Source organism: Thermoanaerobacter wiegelii Rt8.B1, from assembly GCF_000147695.2.
GTDB classification, from domain to species: domain Bacteria; phylum Bacillota; class Thermoanaerobacteria; order Thermoanaerobacterales; family Thermoanaerobacteraceae; genus Thermoanaerobacter; species Thermoanaerobacter ethanolicus.
Genome location: NC_015958.1, coordinates 881,530 through 901,928, shown reverse-complemented (window position 1 = coordinate 901,928; position 20,399 = coordinate 881,530). Strand labels below are relative to the sequence as shown.

Sequence of the window (20,399 nt, the reverse complement as noted above, 5' to 3'; positions counted from 1 at the left end):
TTAAACTTTTTGCTCTCTAAATAAAATATGAGGGCATTCTAAAAAACATGCCCTCATTCTTTTAAACTTTGCCATCCATCTCTTGCAAGATTGACTATTAAATTATATCGAGACCTATCAGGATGATTTATCACTTTATTATACCATTTTAATGCCTCTTCTTTATTGCCTAACATTCTATTAAGTTCTGCTATCATGTATATAAGAAGTATTTCTTCCTCATATATATCCGAACCACTATAGGCTTTTATATAAGAATCCAATGCATATTTCAAATATTTTTCTTCATTTACCTTATCATTTAAAATCCTATATATCCAAGCAATTCTAAGACAAGTCTTCGCAAAAACTATGGGTTTATCTTCTTTTATCTGTGAACAATATAAAGCCAATAAATAGGCTTCTAACGCTTTTTGAGGTGTTCTTTCACCAGAAAATTCTCTTTTAACCCACTTAGCCGTTACCAGTGATAAGATTTTTTCCTTTTTGTCATTAGTTATTCTGTCAAATTCAGATTCCAAAGCAGCATATCCACAATTTGGGCACACAATAACTTCATAAAAGAAAGGATTAATGCCATCTTTATATTTAGTATAAAAATCTCTTTCTCTTTCTTCCACCTTCAATTGCGAAGATCTTACTTTGGTATATGTAAACTCTTTTTTACATACTGGGCATACAGTTTTTTTATCGTACAAATATTTGTTCCCCAATATTACACCTCCGTCCAACATTAGTCCTATTAAATATTTTAACATACTCATCTACATTTTTCGACATTCTATAGATAAAAAATTAGCTATACCTCAAAAATTGAAATTATTTGTGATTTATTATTCTATATGTAAGGCCAATAAGCATAATAATGCCTCCATAACCAGCGATAGGATATAAATAATGAACAAGTTTTGCAAAACCAAACCCACTAGCTATAAGGGCCATTCCCCCCGAGGCAACAGTAAAAATCTTATATTTCACTGACCCAACTTCTGTAAACCTTGCCGCAAACCCATATAGATTTCCAACAGCCGTAGTATATATTTCTGCAATCAAAATAAAACTGTATACAAATTTCAAAACCGGCGAAATTTTACCAGCAACATAAAGCATGGGTATCTCATATAAAGAAGCAGTAGGCATATTTATAAGAATTGTAAAAAATATCAAAAATGCTCCTAATCCTAATCCCATTCCTCCTAATATAGCTCCCCATCTTAGTTTTGACCTGTCGTTGGTTTTCTGTCCAAGAGGAGCAAGAATGGCAACTGCCATCAAAAGATTATAGGAAGCATAAAGTATTCCCGACAATGCAAAATTTTTTACTGCAGCTTTAAAAGGAAAGTCAGCAGTTGTTATAACCGTAATGTCTGGTACATAAAAAAGGGAAAAAATACTCACAATAATTACGGCAAGCAAGAGCAAAAGTACGACAAAAGAAATGGCAGAAATAACTCCTCCAATTCCTGTTAATACTGTTACAACCGATAATATTGCCATTACTACACCACCAAAAGCAGAAGAAAGCCCAAATTGCTCTTCAAAAATTGCCCCACAACCTGCTATCATTGCAGATAGTGCTCCAAACAAAAAAATGTAACTACTAAATCTATCACCCTTCCAAATAAAGGTCCCCCAGCCTTCATGATGACCTTTTTATAGGAGGAGGCATTAAGCCTGTTACCTAATCGCAAAATTACATACCCATAAAACACAAACATAAAAATAGCAATTAAAAGCCCTATAATTCCGTTAATTCCATGGTATACAAAAAATTGCAATATTTCTTGTCCCGAAGCAAATCCCGCTCCTACTACTGTTCCTATATAAGTTGCAGCAACTTTAAAAGCCGAAATCTCTTTTCTAATCAAAAAAATCCCACCTTTCTTTCTATTTTAAATATATTTTTGGCGGGAGAAAAAATATTATTCTTTTGTAAAAAACTATTTACTTTTTATCATAAAATGAGTTAAAATAATAGTTGTGCCATAACAAAATATTCTAATAATACGTTACATTTTTTATACACAAGCAACAGGGTGAAAACAAATGAAAAAAAGAAAATGGTTTATTTTCTTTTTAATAGTAGCTATTATAGCTTCATGTGCCTTTTTTGTATATTATAAATACATCCATATAACAAAACATCCAGAATCTGCATTTAATAATGATAACAAAAATAATATTTCCAATTCTGAACAGGCATTATCTAAAAGTAAAATATATATTGCCTTTTTAGGCTTAGACAAAGATGATGAAAGAGTACACACCATAGGAAATTTTAGGACTGATACTATAATGATATTTTCAATTGATTTTAATGGTAAAGTCGTAAAAGTTCTTTCTATTCCGCGAGATACATATGTAGATATTCCCGGATTTTATAAAGACAAAATAAATGCTGCATATGTATATGGCGGTATGGGAGAAAAAGGTTATGCTCTTAGCTTAAAAACCATAAGTGATTTTTTAGGTATCAATGTGCCTTATTACATTTCAATAGACATGCAAACAATACCAGATATTGTAGACGCAATCGGTGGTGTACCTCTCGATGTAGAAGTAAACATGCATAGCCATGGAGCCAACCTAGATAAAGGATACCAAATTTTGGATGGGCAAAAGGCTTATCAGTATGTAAGATGGAGATATGACCCCATGGGAGATATAAACAGAGTTAAAAGGCAACAAAAGTTTATAATTGCCTTTGCTAGCCAGCTTAAGAGTAAAGCAAAAGATGTTTCTACTTATATAAATTTATACAATACTTTTAAAGGAAAGTTGTACACTAATCTCAATTATGAGCAAATACTTGCCTTAATATACTTCGTTAAAGACGTATCACCAGATTCGATAGAAAAATTCACAGTGCCAGGAGACTTTTATGATTTAAATGGAATAAGTTATTGGAAACCAGATATAGAAAAATTAAACGAGGTGCTTCAAGAATTCACAAAATAAAGAGACGCAGCTAGAAGCGTCTCTTTATTTTGTGAAACCAACTTAGTTTCTTTTTTATTGGTTCTATCACTTCAATATCTTCGCCATTAATCACTTTTTGACTGTTACTAATCAAATAGTCTATGTAGGCATCTTCAATTCCTTCTTTTTTTAAAGTCTCTAAAGCTTTTGATATCTTAGGCGCTCTCCCCCTTGTTGTATGAGCATCAGAAGCTATAAAATGCACCATATTGTGTTTTATAAGCTCTAATGACTTATACCTTATCTCATCTCCAAACAAGCCTGTAATGCTTGTAGAATTAATTTGCATAAGCGCTCCTTCGTTAATTAACCTGTATATTATATCAAAATCTCCTTTAACATATGAATATCTTTCTATGTGAGCTATAATAGGAGTAACTTCTATCACCTTAAAGTCAAATATTACATCCTCTATGTATTCCGGATAACTAGCTACTGGTAATTCTATCAAAATATATTTACCCATATCATTTATTGACATAACTTCCCCTTTTTTATAACTTTTCACTAATGTAGGAGAAACAAAAGCTTCACACCCTGGAATTATCTTTAAATCTATGCGCTTTTGAATTAAAAACTCATTTACCTGCTGACAAGTATTTAAAATACTCTCTTTTGATATTTCATGCTCATATTCTATATAATGAGGTGTCGCTACAATTGACTTTATACCATCTTGTACTGCAATAAGTGCCATTTCCTTCGAAATGTCCAAGGACTCAGCACCATCATCAAGGTTAGGTAATATATGACAATGTATGTCCACCATTATCTTTTCCTTCTTTTCTTATGTTGTGGTTTATTATCATCATAATAATAATAATAGTAATAGTAGTATCCTCTATGGCTTTCTTTTACTCTATTTAGTACAACCCCAAGAATATTAGCTTTTACACTTTCTAAAATTTCTTTTGCTCGGCTGATTGCTTCAATTTCTGTTTTCCCAGCTTGTATAACAAGTATTACTCCGTCAACCACTGGCGCTAATACTACTGCATCTGTAACAGTTACAACAGGAGGACTATCTATAAATACATAGTCGTAATCTTTTTGAATATTACTTAATAATTTTTTCATTTTATTCGAACCCAATAACTCTGCTGGATTAGGTGGAATCGGTCCGGAAGTTAATATATGTAAATTATTGTAGCTGTTATCTATATTTAAATAAGCCTCATAGTCCCCTTCATCTATCAATAAATTTGTTAAGCCTCTACTATTAGGCAAATTAAAAGTTTTATGAACTGTGGGATTCCTTAAATCTGCATCTATTACAATAACTTTACTTCCTGTCAAAGCTACAGAATAAGCTAAGTTTTTAACAACAGTACTCTTTCCCTCATTAGGTAGTGAACTGGTAATTAATATACTTTTAACTTTTTTATCTACACTTGTAAATTGCAAATTAGTTCTTAAAGCACGAAAAGCCTCAGCAAAAGGCGATTTTGGATCTGCTACAATTAGATTTCTTGCTGCTACCATTCATTTTCACATCCTTACCTAAATTTAATTTTTTATTTCGGGAATGACACCTAATACAGGTAAGTCCAAGTACTTCTTTATATCTTCTGGGCTTTTTATAGTCCTGTCCATATATTCCAATAAAAATACAACAAAAATGCTTACCATAAGGCCTAAAATAGCTGCTACTGCAATATTCAAACTTGTTTTCGGGCTAATTTTAGAGGTTGGTGGAATAGCTTTATCAATTACCTGCACATTATCAATTTTCATTATTTTTACAATATTTTCCATAAACGAATCTGCAATGGCATTTGCCATTTCTGCTGCTTTACTAGGATCACTATTTTCTACGCTTATCTCAATAATCTCTGTGTTATCTTTAGCTGCTACATCAACACTATTTTTTAATTGGTCAACTGTTAGAGGTAACCTCAGTCTCTCAATTACTGGCTGCAGAACCCTCCTACTTTTAACAATTTCACTATAAGTGGCAGCTAACATCCTACTAGTTTGTATATCTTGAACTTGTATCTGGCTATTGGTAAGCACAGAACTTTGTGTTCTGCTGACTATCAAAGAAGTACTCGCCTTATACACAGGAGTAGCAATGAAATATGAAAAAATCCCGCTCACTATCATAGCTAAAAGGGTAATAATTACTATCACTTTTGCCCTTTTTCTCATAATCAGGAAAATTTCGCGCAAATCAATTTCCTCTTCTGCCATTTTTAAACCCCCTTTTATCTTTTCCTTTGTATACAATTCGCTATAAAAGCAAAATTCAGTTCTTTTTAAACTTTTTTGCTATTTTACTTTTGTAACCGCAGCCTCCTTTTCGATAGCTGTTAAATTGTCAACAAGTTCTAATAAATACCTCTTAAAAGGTTCCCTTAAGTCCTCTCTTTTCAGAGCATACTCAACAGTTGCCATAAGGTAACCTAATTTATCCCCTACATCATATCTCTTGCCAATAAAATTATAGGCGTAAATTGCTTCATAATTTAAAAGAGTTTTTAAAGCATCTGTAAGCTGTATCTCCCCACCTGTTCCTGGTGGCGTGTTTTCTAATATTTCAAATATTCTTGGCGTTATTATATATCTTCCCAGAATAGCTATATTTGATGGAGCTTCTTCTTTTTTAGGCTTTTCTACGAGATTATTCACCTTATACAATCTGTCCTCAATAGGTGTAGAATCAACAATACCATATTTATCTACATCCTCATACGGCACTTCTTGTACCCCAATAATAGAACAGTTGTACCTTTCGTATTGTTCTATCATCTGCTTTAAAACAGGGACTTCCGCATCTACTATATCATCCCCTAAAAGAACAGCAAAGGGTTCATTGCCCACAAATGCTCTCGCACAGTATATAGCATGTCCTAAACCTTTTGGTTCCTTTTGCCTTATATAGTGAATGTTTACCATATTGCTAATATCTTCTACAAGGTGTAAAAGGCTTTCCTTCTTTTTCTTTTTTAACTCCAGCTCCAACTCCACAGATTTATCAAAATGGTCTTCTATTGCTCTTTTATTTCTGCCAGTTATTATAAGAATGTCCTCTATCCCCGACTGTATCGCTTCTTCAACTATGTACTGAATAGTGGGTTTGTCCACAATTGGAAGCATCTCTTTAGGCTGAGCCTTGGTAGCAGGTAAAAACCTGGTACCAAGGCCTGCAGCTGGAATTATCGCCTTTTTTATTTTCACTGTTTTTTCCTCCCATGTAAGTTTTACAGCTTATTTAAATTTCACACCAAATTTAGCTAAAGCTTCTGAAAGCTCTTTTTTAATTGCTTCAAGTTTCTCTTCTGTCTTTGCCTCACATCTCACAATAAGCTCTGGTCCTGTGTTAGAAGCTCTAACCAGTCCCCATCCTTCGTCAAACAACACTCTTGCGCCATCAACATCTATAATGTCGTATCCTTTTTCTTTAAAGTACTCAGTCACACCTTTTACCACATCAAATTTTTTCTCATCGTCACATTCTAACCTTATTTCAGGTGTTGCAGGATATTTAGGGACATCAGCTAAAAGCTCAGACAAAGATTTATCTGTGTTAGAGAGTATTCTAAGTAGCCTTGCCGCAGCATATGCCGCATCATCAAATCCATAGTACTCATCTGCAAAAAACATATGACCAGACATTTCTCCTGTAAACACAGTACCTAATTCTTTCATTTTTGCTTTTATGAGGGAATGTCCTGTTTTGAAGAAGATAGGCTTGCCTCCCAATCTCTCAATTTCTTCTACTAATGCCTGAGAACATTTCACTTCTACAATGGCATCGGCACCGGGATGTTTTTTCATTATTTCTCTCCAATAAAGAATCATCAACATATCTCCCCAAATTATATTCCCCTTATCATCCACAACGCCAATTCTATCACCGTCACCATCAAAAGCTATACCCAAATCAGCCTTCACTCTTTTTACTTCTTCAATTAAATCTTTTAAATTTTCTTCTTTTACTGGATCTGGGAAATGGTTTGGAAATGTAGGATCAGATTCACAATAGAGAGGATATACTTCACAACCTAAGTTATATATAACATCAGGATAAAAATATGAACCTGTGCCATTCCCACAATCGACAACAACTTTAAGCTTTCTGTCACCTAATTTAACCTTTTCTTTTATCATGTTAATATACGAATTAATAGGATAAGCATACTTCACATTCCCTGTACCTTTTTCAAATTCGCCTTTTTCTGCTATATAGTATAGTTTTTTAAGTTCATCGCCATAAATAGTAGAAGGTCCTACCATAACTTTGAAACCATTAAATTGTGGCGGATTGTGGCTTGCAGTAATCATCATCCCTGCTTGATAATTGTACAGGACATTAGAATAGTAAAAAGCTGGAGTTGTCAAAACCCCTACATCTAATACATCACAGCCTGTAGAAGTAAGTCCTTTAATCAAAGCATCTCGTATAGGCCTTGATGATAATCTATTATCTCTGCCTACCAGCACATCCTTAATTCCTTTTTGTCTCACATATGTACCAAAAGCCTTTCCTATTATTTCTGCGGTCTCAGCAGTTAAATCTTCACCCCACACCCCTCTAATATCATACATCCTAAACATGTTTTCATTCAACTTCATTTGTCTCAACCTCCTTTTTATGTCATACAATTTAATTATATAGATAATACTGAAAATCCTCAATACACAATCTTCACAAAATTGTTTCTTGACTTTCCACAAATATATCAACAAGCGTAAACCAGACTCCTTTGCTGCTCAGATACATTTTCAATTACTTCAATAGCTAAATCTACACTTTTCAGTTCCCCCGCTATACTAAGCATAACTTTTGCTCTCTTTTTCCTTTTGTCTATTTTCTTAATAAGCCCCTCATACCCTTTCAATGGTCCTTCAATTATCTTTACTCTTTCTCCTTCCATTATACCTTTTGACAAATCTATTAAATCAGAATTTTTAGTAAGAGCCAAAATTATTTTCATCTCTTCTTCTTTTACAAAAGCAGGCCTTTTCCCTTCTTTCAGAAAAATACCTCTTTTTAAAACTTCAGATATTTTATAATATAAATCATCGCTCATCTCTGCATTTACAAAAACATATCCTGGAAACAAAAGTTTAATTTTTTCCACTGGTTGTCCTTTTACTCTCTCTATAATTTTTCTTTTCGGAATAAGCAATTTCACTTCCTCTTGTTTAAAGCAATTTTCAATAATATCTTTAACTTTGTTCTCATAACCACTTCGAGTAAAAATAACATACCATTTTTTCATTTTTCTACCCCCATTTAATAATTTTATCTCTTATTTTTACAAAATTCAACATATAATTTCTAATTCTTATATAAATGATTATACAAATGGAAACTTGAAAAACTCAGCTATTGTGTTATATTATAATTATTCGAAACAAATTAACGGTTAAAGGGGGACTTTTCATGCAAATTTTTATTGTCGATGCTTTTACAAGCAAAGAATTTAGTGACGATCCTGCAGGAGTAGTAAATCCATCAAGGTGAAAGCATAAGTTTAAGTTATATTAAAAAATTATTGCTGTAAATTTTTAAAGCTTTATAACATTAAAACATTCACAAAAATGTGGAGACATGAGGCAAAATTTTTGATAAAATATTTAAGCGTGTGATTTTAAATTTCGGATTAGGAGGATTTTAGATGGACTTATTTAGAAAAAAATCAGCAGACCAGCTGCTGGAAGCAGCTGAACGGACAGGTTTAAACAAAAAACTCACCGCTATTGACCTTGCCGCTTTGGCAATAGGTTCTGTCGTAGGTACAGGTGTCTTTGTCACAACTGGCGAAGGCGCATTAAGAGCTGGTCCAGCCGTTATAATTTCTTATGTTATAGGCGGTATAACTGCTGCTTTAGCTGCCCTTATATTCGCCGAATTGGTTACAATGTTCCCTGTTGCTGGAAGTACTTACACTTATTCTTATGTTGCCTTTGGTGAGATTATCGCTTGGATAATAGGTTGGGACTTACTTTTGGAATATTTAGTCTCAGCCAGCGCAGTAGCTTCTGGATGGTCTGGTACTTTTGTAGGACTTTTAAAGTCTTTTGGTATAACTTTGCCAGAAATTATAACAAAACCTCCTATTTCGGGAGGAATAATGGATTTGCCCGCAATTTTAGTAACAGCATTTGTCGCTTGGATTTTGTACATTGGTGTCAGAGAAAGTGCAATGACAAACAACATTATAGTGCTCTTAAAAATAGGGGTAATCCTTTTGTTCCTGTTCTTAGGCTTTAGCCATGTAAAATTGTCAAATTTAACACCTTTTGCACCTTACGGTTGGAAAGGCATAATGTCTGCTGCAGCTATTATATTCTTTGCATATATAGGGTTTGATGCCGTATCTACCGCAGCGGAAGAAACAAAAGATCCAACTCGAAATGTACCGTTAGGACTTGTAATGGCAATGATTGTAATATTAGCACTTTATATTTCAGTTGCCGTCGTTTTAGTAGGTATGGTACCTTATAAACAGATTATTCCGGATAATGCTCTCCCAGGTGCATTAATGAGCATTGGAATTAACTGGGGTTCTGCATTAGTAGCTACTGGTGCTGCCGTAGGTATGATATCCACACTCCTTGTAACTCTTTACGGTCAAATAAGAATATTTATGGTTATGGCAAGAGATGGGCTTTTACCAGAAGTTTTCTCCCATGTTCATCCCAAATATAGAACACCCCATATCAACACTATAATTACAAGTGTAGTAGCAGCTATTATTGCTGGATTTTTGCCACTTGATATAATTATTGAGCTTTGCAATATAGGTACTCTGTCTGTATTTGTAATTGTATCAATAGGAATATTAGTCTTAAGAGTTAAAATGCCTAATGTTGAAAGGAAATTCAGAGTTCCTTTTGTTTGGGTAGTAGCACCTCTTACAATGGCTTTCAGCTTATACCTTATGGCAAGTCTACCTTGGGTTACATGGGCAAGGTTTGGAATATGGATGTTAGTAGGCTTGATAATATATTTTGCTTATGGCAGATACCATAGCGTGCTAAATACACAAAAATAAGGGAGGCTGCAAAAAACAGCCTCCTACTTTTGTAAATCTCTTAAACCTTTTATTCCTCTTTTGACCATTTCAGTTACTATAAACGTCGCCACATCATCAGCATATTTACCTGGTCCAAAACCTGCATCATACCCCAATTCCTTTGCAAGTTCATGAGTTATTCTAGGGCCGCCACATATTAATAACACCTTATCTCTTATTCCCTCTGCTTCAAGAAGCTCTACAAGATGAGTCAAATTTTTTATGTGAATGTCCTTTTGTGTAACTGTTTGAGAAATCAAAAGCGCGTCTGCTTTCAGTTCTATCGCCTTTTTAACAAATTCCTCGTTGGGAACTTGGCTCCCAAGATTATGGGCTTCTATCATCTCATACCTCTCAAGCCCATAATGACCTGCATATCCCTTCATATTCATAATGGCATCCAGTCCGACGGTGTGGGCATCTGTTCCTGTTGTGGCACCAACTACCACAATTTTCCTCTTTATGTGCTCTTTGATGTATTTATTGACTTCTTCCATTGTCATAGTTTTGATATCTATAGTCTCTACATGTATAGAAGTATAGTCTACAGTGTGAATAAGGCTTCCGTATATTATGAAGAAGGTAAAATCTTTGTCCAAAGGTGTATGATATACCACCATTGGATTTTCCAGTCCCATCTTCTTTACTAGTTGCTTAGCCGCCTCCACTGCTTTTTCTCCATCTGGTACAGGTAAAGTAAAGCTTAATTGAACTTTTCCATCATTCATCGTATCTCCATAGGGTTTAACTTTGGTCAAATCAAGGGTTTTATCGTAATCTTTCCGCTCTGTAGAGTAAAGCCCACTGCTCATTGTCTATCACCTCTTAGCATAAGGTCTATGAAAGGATTAAAATAGTTTGGGTCTTTCTCTACAACTCCCTCTAAACCTCTTCCTCCATTCATTGACCTTTTAATTCCTGCAAACTTACCTTGCTCTAATGTTCTAAAGAGTCCTTCCTTTTCAATTTCCCTCAATAGCTCATAAGCCTTAATAAGAACTTCATTAGCCCTCTGTTGGATTATTCCACCTTCTTTAAAGTATATCTCATCTGCTATATCTGCCATATTGTTGAATATATACTTTGCACTCTCAATAGACAAAGCCCTATCAGACATAAAAGGCGTGTGTATAGCTTCTGTAAGCATACCCAAAAGGTGAATCTTTTGCTTTGTCATTATAGTCACAATATTAAATAAAGCGTCTTGCACATGCCCTTTAAAAATATTCCCTGTCATGTACTTTGTAGGTGGCATGTATTTTAAAGGAGCTTTAGGGAATATCTCTCTTGCCATTTGCGCTTGCGCAAGTTCGTATAAAAATCCATTTTTAAGGTCAGGATTCATTTCAAAAGCGTGCCCCAATCCTATCTGCTCTTCAGGAATTCCTGCTAAAAGAGCAAATTGTTCATTTATAAGCTGGGAAGCTAAAACTGTGTGAGCCTCTTCATAAGCATCAGAAGTTGTCAAATAATTGTCTTCTCCAGTGTTTATAATAATTCCTGCAAAACCATTTATAATTCTTGAAAAATATTGGTCTACAAGAGTTCTCTTCATATTTATATCTCTAAAAAGAATCCCATACAATGCATCGTTTAGCATAACATCTAATCTCTCTAAAGCCCCCATAGCCGCAATTTCGGGCATACAAAGGCCAGAACAATAATTGCAAAGCCTTATATACCTCCCTACCTCTTCAGAAACCTCATCAAGGGCTTTTCTCATAAGGCGGAAATTCTCTTGTGTAGCGTAAGTACCTCCAAATCCTTCAGTAGTTGCTCCATAAGGTACATAATCTAAAAGGCTTTGTCCTGTAGTCCTAATTACCGCAATTACGTCTGCTCCCTGCCTTGCAGCAGCCTGTGCCTGCACAATATCTTCATAGATATTACCCGTTGCCACAATCAAATAGAGAAGTGGTTCTTCTTTGTCACCGTATTTTTTCAAAAGTTCTTCTCTTTTCCTTCTATTTTCTTTTATCTTTTCAACAGTTTTTACCGCAACCTCTTGAACAGCTAATTTTATATCAAACAAATCCGCCATTGGTATTTTAGTAAGGTCAAGTTCATTTCTACCCACTTTTTCAGCTATCTGTTGAGGAGTAAGTCCTGTATAAAGCATAGCATTACCTATATAGAAAGCTGCTCCAAGTGAAAGTCCCCCTCCATTTTTTATGTTGTCAACCACAACATTAGGAAGAGGGACTCCCATATCATTTACTCCATCTATTCCTAAAAGCCTACATACTGTTCTTTCAATTGCAACAGTAGTATGGGCATCAATAAATTTTTGTGTATTTTCTGCAATATTTCTTGCGCACTCTCTCGCCTTATTGACTATATCCCAATTTAAATTGAGCTTGCTTTTCATATATCACTCCTCCTTCTCATAGTACTTTTCTGCAAGTTTTATAACTTCTTCTTCTAAGCCCAATATTCTACAAATGTTCAAAGCATCTTTTGGAACTTCATAGAAAGAATCTGCCCTTTCCAAATTGTAATCCATATATTCTTGAAGAATTTCTATCGAATTGCTTCTATTCATGCTAATTTTTTGTTTTAGCATTTCAAAGTCAACATTTTTCAGCCCCACTACTTGATAATGAATCATATTTTCCTCTACCACACCGTCATAATGGGTGGCTAATACGGTTATAGAAGGAAAACTATTCAAATACTTTGAAATAGCTTTTACAATGTACAATCCCTCTTCTGGATTTGTTCCCCTCGCTATCTCATCCAATGCAATAAACCCACTCCCTTTTTTTACATCCTCTATTATTTCTTTTAATTTAATAACTTCCGCTCCAAAACTACTTAATCCTCTTGATACAGACTGTAAATCCTCAGAAACAAAATGTATAAAATCTACAATAGGAAAGGAAGCTTCCTCAGCAAATACAAAAAACCCCATTATGCCTAATAAAAGATTAAGAGTGATAGTTTTTAATGCTACAGTTTTTCCTCCCATGTTGGCACCTGTTATAACAGTAGTTCCATTTTTTATCTTTAAACTTATTGGAGTAAATTTTTTGCCTTGAGCCTTTAAAATGTCTGAAACCTGAGGATTTATTACATTCGCAAAGTTAATCTCTAAGTCTTCATTTATCTTGGGTTTTATTCCTCCATATTCCATTGACAATTTAGTTTTTGCCATCAAAAAATCAAAACGACCTATAGCTTTTATATTAGCTTCTAATATACTGATGTAGCTAAACAACTCTTTAGAAATCCTCTTTTTAACTTCTAACTCTTCCTGTTGCTCTAAAACCACTATCTCTAATCTTTTTTCCTTTAACTTTTCGATTTTTTCCTTTTCTGTCTCTAAAAATATTTGTCTTTCAATTTCCCTTTTTTTCTCTCTTATTTCTTTAAGCCTTTGTGAGTATTCATCATAAATGTGAAAAGTAGCAATCCTCTTTTTTTGAGGGTCAAGTAAATCTAAAATAGGTTTTACTGATTTTAGCTTTATATCTTCTATGTCAATCTTTAATCTTTCTATAAAAGTGCGCAGTTCTTCACTCAAAAGGCAAAATATTTTTATTTCGTATAGCTCCACTTCATCTAAAATTTCGCCAGTTTTACACTTTTTTACACTATTTCTTATATCTTTTATCTTAAAAAGTATTTTTAAAATTTTATAAAACAACTCTTTGTCCTTTTCTAAACTCCCTCTCATTAATTCAATATAGTCATACTCTTTTATAACTTTTTCTTTTTCCTCTCTTTTAAAAGGTTTTACATTTTTCATCTCTTCTTTCCCATAAGGAGTTATAACCTGCAATTTAGCCATTATATAGTTAAAGCCTATTTGCTCTCTTTCTTTTTCTGTCAAAAATTTAATATTAATCACCACCCATTACATCAAATACAGGGATAGAGATTTCTCTTTTTAATCTCTCTAAAAACTCCTTTTTGTCATACTGATAATTTAAAGAGGAGACAGGATTTATAGTAACGCAAACTAAATTTACTGGTTTTAGTACTTTTAAAATGCCACCACCCTTTTGAAACTTTAAAAATGTTTCTTCTTGTAAAAAAAGCTTTGTAGAGTCTTCTGCAAGAAACACTACTCCTTTATACTTATCTGTACCTCTCATCACATCTTCAATTAATTTATCAGAGACCACTCCCTTTATAACTACATGAGTGGCCCTTTCTAAATTTTCAACAATCTCTTTAGAAGAATCTATAGCTGTAGGTAGTTCTATCGTTTTATAACGCTTGTCTTTGTATATAAAACCCAAACGAGAGTTATCTAAAATATTTTGCGCCAATTTTAAAATTTCTTTATCTTTTTCTGCCTCTATAGACAAAAGTTTCACAGTAAAAGCTGTTTTTCTAATCGTCTCCTCCATATCATAGGACAAAGCTGCTCCTGTAGCCAGTATTGTAGCTTCAGATACAGAAGGAGAAGCCTGAGTTTTTCTACTTAAAGCTCCATCTATAATAGCTTTATCACAACCCAATTTCAAAAGAAGGTTACATACTTTTGCCATTTCACTATTTATAGATGGTCCTGCCAAATCTACATAACCATCGCTTAATGCTTTAGCAATTACTATTTCTCCCATTGGAGTATCAAATCCTGTAGTTGCAACTATTTCTTTAGTAATATCGCTGTTTAGCAAAGCCTCTTTCGCTGTCGCTATATAGCTACCTTTAGCTATGTAAATTCGAGGTTTGGGGAAAAAAGCTACTTGGTCATACTCTTCTCCATCTCTTCCTATTGAGGTAAGACCAAGGGTATATTTACCCCTGGCCTTACTCAAAATATAATTTAGCACAGTGGTTTTCCCTACATTTTTCGCCATACCTATTATAGAAATAGTACGATAGTCCTTCAGCAATTCAAGTATTTTACTCATCTAATCTCCTTCTCTTTTTCCTTTCTAATTCTTGAGGCTCTATTGTAGCAATTTTGTCTTGCTGGAGAAGACCCGCAACACCAGTTATTTCTTCTGGTCTTTCCTCATCGCATACACAAGGACCTGGCATATAATTTTGTGGCTCTATATATGTGGTGATAACTCCTTCATAATTTCTAAGAACTACTTTGTCATGGCTTTGAGATATTACATAATTGGGGCCTACTGGAATTTTCCCTCCTCCGCCTGGTGCATCTACCACAAAGGTAGGAACGCAAAATCCTGATGTATGACCTCTCAAAGCCTCAATAATTTCAATTCCCTTTGAAACAGGAGTCCTAAAGTGGGAAAGCCCTAATGACAAATCACATTGGTAAATATAATAGGGCCTTACCCTTATTTTCACCAATTCATGAACAAGTTTTTTCATGACATGTACGCAATCATTTACTCCCCTTAGAAGAACCGTCTGGTTTCCAAGAGGAATTCCCGCATCTGCCAGCATTTCGCAGGCCCTCCTAGAATCCTCTGTTATTTCGTGAGGATGATTAAAATGAGTATTTAACCATATTGGATGATATTTTTTGAGCATATTAACAAGTTCGGGCGTTATTCTTTGTGGAAGCACAACAGGAGTTGAGGAACCTATTCTTATTATCTCTACATGAGGTATCTCTCTTAGCCTTTTTATAATCCTCTCTAACCTATCATCTGAAAGAGTAAGTGGATCTCCCCCCGAAATAAGTACATCTCGTATTTGCGGAGTTTTAGCAATGTACTCGATGGCCCTCTCTATTTTATCCATTGGAAGTGGCGCATCAGTTTGTCCTGAAAATCTTCTCCTCGTGCAATGTCTGCAATACATAGAGCATTGGTCTGTTATAAGAAGCAGCACCCTATCAGGATATCTGTGAGTAAGCCCCGGCACTGGTGAATCTACATCTTCACTAAGTGGATCTACCAAATCTTCGGAAGCCCTGTAAAGTTCATTTATAGTAGGAACCGCTCTCTTTCTTATAGGGTCATTTGGATCGTTTGGATCTATTAAAGAAAGGTAATATGGCGTTATAGCCATTCTCAAAGTCTGCAAAGTCTTAGAAATCGCTTGTTCTTCCTCTTGTGTCAAAGGCAAATACTTTTTAAGCTCTTCCACTGTCTCTATTCGGTTTCTAATTTGCCACTTCCAATCGTTCCACTCTTCGTCCGACACATGGCCGAAAAGCTCATATCTCCTATTAACTCTCATTTTTAAAAATCCCCCCATTTAATTTACCTCTGCCTCACTTAGCATACATTTCTTCAAAAACTTTCCTCAGCTTTTCATTCTCTCTCAATTCTTGCAGAGTGATTTCTGCATGATCTTTTGTATAGCCATTTCCTATTATCATCGTGATATCTTTTCCTACGCCTTCTGCACCTAAAGCTGCTTTTGTGAAATTTGTCGCCATTGAGAAGAAATAGGCAATTCCTTCATCTCTTACAGGCAAAATAGTGGACATCTCTGTGTTTGGGATATTTACACAGTTTATAGCAATATCTACTTCTTTTCCTCCGTTTGCTTTTAGAGTTTTATTTAGAACCTCCACTGGTTTTTGCGCATCAGCGATTATAATCTCATGGCAAATGTCTAATTCCTCTAATTTTTTCTTTGCTTCTTCTCTTCTCACAACTCCTATAACTTTGCCAGTCGGTCCTACTCTTTTTTTAGCCTCATAACAGCAAAGCATTCCTGACTTCCCATTAGCTCCAAGCACTAAAACACTCTGACCTGGTTTTACAAGTTTTGCAGTTTGAGCAGGCGCTCCTGCTACATCTAAAGCAGCCAAAGCTAATGTTTCTTCCATGTCATCAGGAAGTTTAGCATAAATTCCGCTTTCAAAAAGTATTGCTTTGCCCTTTATTTCAACTCTGTCTATATCGAGTTTGACGGATAAAATCTCATCTATTCTAAGAGGAGTAAGTGTAAGAGAAACTAATGTCGCTATCTTATCCCCTATTTTTAAGTCCCTCTTGCCGAGTAGTGCATCTCCTATTTTTTCAACACGGCCTATAAGCATTCCCCCAGAGCCTGTAACGGGGTTTTGCATTTTTCCCCTTTCATTTACAATTTGAAAAATTTTTGCCTTGATTTTTTCCACATCTCCGCCAGCTTCTTCTTTAAGCTGTGTAAAACTTGCAGAATCTATATTCAATGCCATCACATCTATTAAAATTTCATTATCATAAATTGTATCCATATCGTTGGAAATCTTGTATGCCGCTTGTGGCAAAACCCCTTTTGGTTCAATTACGCGATGTGTTCCATATTTACATCCCATCATATATAACTCCTCCTACCTTCCTTTAAAATTAAACCTCCATGTATTTTACCCCTAATCCCAATATCTTTCTTGCCTCATCAGGGGTTGCAATTTCCTTTCCTAATTCTCTTGCAATCCTTACAACTTTTTCTACTAATTCTCCATTGGATTTAGCAAGGACTCCTTTAGAAATGTATACGTTATCTTCAAAACCAACTCTTACATGCCCACCAGTCAGTATAGCCATTGTGGCAACTGGAAATTCATATCTTCCTATCCCAGTTGCAGTAAAAGTACTGCCTTCTGGAATACTTTCTTTTAAAAACAGGAAGTCTCTCATTTCGCCCGATATTCCACCGTTTACTCCCATCACAAAATTGAAATGCATAGGCGCTTTTATGTATCCTTTTTTGTGAAGCCTTATTGCTGTATCAATCATACCTTTGTCAAATACCTCAAGTTCAGGCTTTATTGACAACTCATTCATTTTAAGTGCAAACTCAATTATCATATTTTCAGTATTTACAAATATTTCATCTCCACCAAAATTTAAAGTACCACAATCTAAAGATGCCATTTCTGGCTGTAAATAAATAGGTTGAAGCCTTTCTTCACTGGTCATACCAACAGCTCCACCAGTTGAGGGCTGAATTATCACATCTGGACATCTCGCCTTTATGGCTTCGATACACTCTCTAAATCTCTCTTTGTCTTGTGTAGGTGTTCCATCATCATAACGGACGTGCAAATGAATAATGCTTGCCCCTGCGTTGTACGCTGATTCCGCTTCTCTTGCAATTTCTTCTACTGTATATGGTACATTTGGATTGTGTTTTTTTGTGACTTCTGCTCCACATATGGCAGCAGTTATTATCAATTTTTCCACTGCCTATCCCCCCCATCTTTATTTCTTATACATTTGCTTATCCTTTGGAACTACGCATGTACCACTGGCTCTACATACAACGATTGGTTTATCTAAAACTTCTGCCGCCGAATCGCTAATGTCAGGTCTTGCTGCTATCACCTTTTTGGCTTCAAACACCATTTTCCTCGAAGTATTGCCCACTTCTACTATTTCACCTGTAGCTTCTATAAAATCTCCTGCATACACTGGTGCGAGAAATTCAACATTGTCATAGGCTCTAAAAAGTCCTTCATCTCCATCATGCCGTATCAAAAGTTCTGTTGCAACATCCCCAAAAAGGTTTAAAATTCTTGCCCCATCAACAAGATTTCCACCATAGTGGGCATCGTGCATACTCATCCGCACTCTTATTATTGCCTTCAAACCAATCCCCCCTTTACTTTTTCTTTGTAAAAATAAAAGCACTGAAAGATTTTCAGTGCCTAAATAGCCTTTTTGACAAAGAAAAGCGCTATTTATGCAATGAAAATCTTTTCACTGCATAAATAGCGCTCCATGGGCCCTCACCCATGACAGTGATGAGTTTTGTTCTCACCCCCAAGGATATACTCAAGAACAAGTATACCCTTTCGGCAGACAAACCTTCGCCACAAGTATTGGAGGTTCTTCTCCTTAACACCCTGTAGGTACCTGCTTGCCCGCTCCTCTATTTATGCTATTAAAAGCTATTAAGTTTTCAAAATTAATGTAAAGCTTATCATCTATAATATATTATATCACACCCAAAAAATTTTTGACAATACAATATCAAAAATTTTTGTAAAAAAGGGCTTTAACAAGTTAAAGCCCTAAAAAGTATTTGTAAAAGCTCAAATCATCTGTAAGTTCTGGATGAAATGCTGTAGCAAGTAAATTGTCCTGCTGTGCCGCAACAATTTTACCTTCATAATTTGCAAGTATCCTAACACCATCCCCTACACTCTCTATATACGGCGCTCTTATAAACACCGCTTCTATCTCATTTTCAGATACCGCTGGTATCATAAGCCGCGTCTTGAAACTGTCAATCTGACTTCCGTAAGCATTTCGTCTAACAGTAATATCCATTATTCCAAGGTGTATCCTCTCATCATTAACTATATGTTTAGCCATAAGTATCATGCCTGCACAAGTACCCCATATAGGAACTTTCCTCTCGTTTAACTTTAAAATGGCATCTTTAAGCCCAAAATCTACAAGTATTTTTCCTATTGCAGTGCTTTCGCCACCTGGAATAATGAGGGCATCGAGAGTTAAGATAGTGTCCCTGTTCTTTGCCTCTACCGCTTCAATTCCTTTTATAAGCTTTAATTTATCCATATGTTCCTTAACAGAGCCTTGAACTCCCAAAACTCCTACGCGCAAATTACCATCCCCTTGTTGCATATAAATCTTTTTCTTCCAGTTGCCTTATATCTATGCTGGCCATCGCTTCTCCTAGCCCTTCTGAAACTTCCGCAATTATTTCCGGCCTATCAAAATATGCTGTGGCTTTTACTATAGCAGCTGCCATTTTCTCAGGGTTTTGCGATTTAAATATTCCTGAACCCACAAAAATTCCATCTGCACCCAGTTGCATCATAAGTGCCGCGTCTGCCGGTGTGGCAATACCTCCCGCTGCGAAATTCACAACTGGAAGTCTTCCGTGTTGTGCAACATATTTTACAAGGTCATAGGGCGCCTGAAGTTCTTTTGCAGCAGCCATAAGTTCGTCTTCCCTTAAAGTTGTAAGCCTTTTTATTTCGGCATTTATCGTCCTCATATGCCTTACAGCCTCTACTACATTTCCAGTCCCTGCCTCTCCTTTTGTCCTTATCATTGAAGCTCCTTCTCCTATGCGCCTTAAAGCCTCTCCGAGGTTTCTCGCACCGCATACAAACGGCACTTTAAAATCCCATTTGTTTATATGGTACATCTCATCTGCAGGGGTTAAAACTTCGCTTTCATCAATAAAATCTATCCCGAGTGCCTCTAAAATCTGTGCTTCCACAAAATGCCCAATTCTAACTTTTGCCATAACAGGGATTGATACTGCTGCCTTTATCTCCTTTATTATTTTAGGGTCTGACATTCTTGCAACTCCGCCTCTTGCCCTAATATCAGCTGGCACTCTCTCTAAAGCCATAACTGCAACAGCCCCTGCCTTTTCAGCAATAACCGCCTGTTCTGGTGTTGTCACATCCATTATGACTCCACCCTTTAGCATTTGGGCAAGATTTTTATTTAGTTCATACCTTTCATTCATTGTTCTACTCCTCCTTATAATTGTATCGGTATTTGTATGTATCTTAATATCAATTGTATCTATTAAATAATAACAAGT

General features: G+C 35.4%; 19 protein-coding genes, 1 pseudogene and 1 riboswitch. Of the genes and pseudogenes, 2 read left to right on the top strand and 18 right to left on the bottom strand.

Features of this window, described 5'->3' with window-relative positions; genetic code table 11:
* Window positions 1-53 precede the first annotated feature (53 nt).
* Both THEWI_RS04260 and THEWI_RS04255 read right to left on the bottom strand, forming a co-directional pair.
* Entirely contained in the window at window positions 54-764 is a 711-nt protein-coding gene (locus THEWI_RS04260; protein ID WP_014062581.1) for a DUF2225 domain-containing protein, read from the bottom strand.
* A gap of 55 nt (window positions 765-819) precedes the next feature.
* Window positions 820-1,868 (bottom strand): annotated as a pseudogene (locus THEWI_RS04255) (YkvI family membrane protein).
* Between the two features lie 178 nt (window positions 1,869-2,046).
* Between THEWI_RS04255 and THEWI_RS04250 the strand changes: the two are divergent.
* Window positions 2,047-2,958 carry an LCP family protein gene (locus THEWI_RS04250; protein WP_014062579.1) on the top strand — a complete coding sequence of 304 codons (912 nt, stop codon included), beginning with the start codon at window positions 2,047-2,049 and terminating at the stop codon, window positions 2,956-2,958.
* A gap of 10 nt (window positions 2,959-2,968) precedes the next feature.
* On the opposite strand, the gene THEWI_RS04245 is transcribed toward THEWI_RS04250, so the two are convergent.
* The 6 genes from THEWI_RS04245 to loaP form a co-directional block, all read right to left on the bottom strand.
* On the bottom strand, window positions 2,969-3,748 hold the full coding sequence (locus THEWI_RS04245; RefSeq protein ID WP_014062578.1) for a tyrosine-protein phosphatase: 780 nt from the start codon (window positions 3,746-3,748) through the stop codon (window positions 2,969-2,971).
* A complete protein-coding gene (locus tag THEWI_RS04240; RefSeq protein WP_014062577.1) occupies window positions 3,748-4,461 on the bottom strand; it encodes a CpsD/CapB family tyrosine-protein kinase in 714 nt (237 codons plus the stop codon). The genes THEWI_RS04245 and THEWI_RS04240 overlap by 1 nt, the downstream gene beginning before the upstream one ends.
* A 24-nt stretch (window positions 4,462-4,485) precedes the next feature.
* A complete protein-coding gene (locus THEWI_RS04235; RefSeq protein WP_014062576.1) occupies window positions 4,486-5,169 on the bottom strand; it encodes a YveK family protein in 684 nt (227 codons plus the stop codon).
* Between the two features lie 78 nt (window positions 5,170-5,247).
* On the bottom strand, window positions 5,248-6,156 hold the full coding sequence (gene galU, locus THEWI_RS04230) for a UTP--glucose-1-phosphate uridylyltransferase GalU (RefSeq protein WP_014062575.1): 909 nt from the start codon (window positions 6,154-6,156) through the stop codon (window positions 5,248-5,250).
* Between the two features lie 30 nt (window positions 6,157-6,186).
* Complete coding sequence (gene glmM, locus THEWI_RS04225; protein ID WP_014062574.1) at window positions 6,187-7,554, bottom strand: phosphoglucosamine mutase; 1,368 nt, start codon at window positions 7,552-7,554, stop codon at window positions 6,187-6,189.
* Window positions 7,555-7,661: 107 nt separating this feature from the next.
* The gene (gene loaP, locus THEWI_RS04220; protein WP_014062573.1) at window positions 7,662-8,204 is read right to left on the bottom strand and encodes an antiterminator LoaP; all 543 of its coding nucleotides are present in this window, start codon (window positions 8,202-8,204) and stop codon (window positions 7,662-7,664) included.
* 399 nt (window positions 8,205-8,603) lie between these two features.
* Between loaP and THEWI_RS04215 the strand changes: the two genes are divergently transcribed.
* The gene (locus tag THEWI_RS04215; RefSeq protein WP_014062572.1) at window positions 8,604-9,983 is read left to right on the top strand and encodes an amino acid permease; all 1,380 of its coding nucleotides are present in this window, start codon (window positions 8,604-8,606) and stop codon (window positions 9,981-9,983) included.
* Window positions 9,984-10,006: 23 nt separating this feature from the next.
* On the opposite strand, the gene kamE is transcribed toward THEWI_RS04215, so the two are convergent.
* The 10 genes from kamE to pdxS form a co-directional block, all read right to left on the bottom strand.
* The gene (gene kamE, locus THEWI_RS04210) at window positions 10,007-10,816 is read right to left on the bottom strand and encodes a lysine 5,6-aminomutase subunit beta (protein ID WP_014062571.1); all 810 of its coding nucleotides are present in this window, start codon (window positions 10,814-10,816) and stop codon (window positions 10,007-10,009) included.
* Window positions 10,813-12,372, bottom strand: coding sequence for a lysine 5,6-aminomutase subunit alpha (gene kamD / locus THEWI_RS04205; protein ID WP_014062570.1), 1,560 nt, complete (start codon window positions 12,370-12,372; stop codon window positions 10,813-10,815). Before kamD ends, kamE begins: the two co-directional genes overlap by 4 nt.
* A 3-nt stretch (window positions 12,373-12,375) precedes the next feature.
* Complete coding sequence (kamC, locus tag THEWI_RS04200) at window positions 12,376-13,857, bottom strand: lysine 5,6-aminomutase reactivase ATPase KamC (protein ID WP_014062569.1); 1,482 nt, start codon at window positions 13,855-13,857, stop codon at window positions 12,376-12,378.
* On the bottom strand, window positions 13,847-14,869 hold the full coding sequence (gene kamB / locus THEWI_RS04195; RefSeq protein ID WP_014062568.1) for a lysine 5,6-aminomutase reactivase subunit KamB: 1,023 nt from the start codon (window positions 14,867-14,869) through the stop codon (window positions 13,847-13,849). Before kamB ends, kamC begins: the two co-directional genes overlap by 11 nt.
* Window positions 14,862-16,115, bottom strand: a complete 1,254-nt coding sequence (gene kamA, locus THEWI_RS04190; protein WP_244262325.1) for a lysine 2,3-aminomutase — start codon at window positions 16,113-16,115, stop codon at window positions 14,862-14,864. Before kamA ends, kamB begins: the two co-directional genes overlap by 8 nt.
* 34 nt (window positions 16,116-16,149) lie before the next feature.
* Window positions 16,150-17,190 (bottom strand): L-erythro-3,5-diaminohexanoate dehydrogenase, encoded by a 1,041-nt coding sequence (gene kdd / locus THEWI_RS04185; protein ID WP_014062566.1) that lies wholly within the window; start codon window positions 17,188-17,190, stop codon window positions 16,150-16,152.
* Window positions 17,191-17,218: 28 nt separating this feature from the next.
* Window positions 17,219-18,055 carry a 3-keto-5-aminohexanoate cleavage enzyme gene (gene kce, locus THEWI_RS04180; RefSeq protein ID WP_004397226.1) on the bottom strand — a complete coding sequence of 279 codons (837 nt, stop codon included), beginning with the start codon at window positions 18,053-18,055 and terminating at the stop codon, window positions 17,219-17,221.
* An 18-nt stretch (window positions 18,056-18,073) separates the two neighbouring features.
* Complete coding sequence (kal, locus tag THEWI_RS04175) at window positions 18,074-18,460, bottom strand: 3-aminobutyryl-CoA ammonia lyase (protein ID WP_014062565.1); 387 nt, start codon at window positions 18,458-18,460, stop codon at window positions 18,074-18,076.
* 115 nt (window positions 18,461-18,575) lie between these two features.
* A riboswitch (Lysine riboswitch) is annotated at window positions 18,576-18,754 on the bottom strand.
* A 123-nt stretch (window positions 18,755-18,877) separates the two neighbouring features.
* Window positions 18,878-19,441: a pyridoxal 5'-phosphate synthase glutaminase subunit PdxT gene (gene pdxT, locus THEWI_RS04170; protein ID WP_208854401.1), complete on the bottom strand. Its 564-nt coding sequence runs from the start codon at window positions 19,439-19,441 to the stop codon at window positions 18,878-18,880.
* A 1-nt stretch (window position 19,442) separates the two neighbouring features.
* Window positions 19,443-20,321, bottom strand: a complete 879-nt coding sequence (pdxS, locus tag THEWI_RS04165) for a pyridoxal 5'-phosphate synthase lyase subunit PdxS (RefSeq protein ID WP_014062563.1) — start codon at window positions 20,319-20,321, stop codon at window positions 19,443-19,445.
* Between the last annotated feature and the right edge of the window lie 78 nt (window positions 20,322-20,399).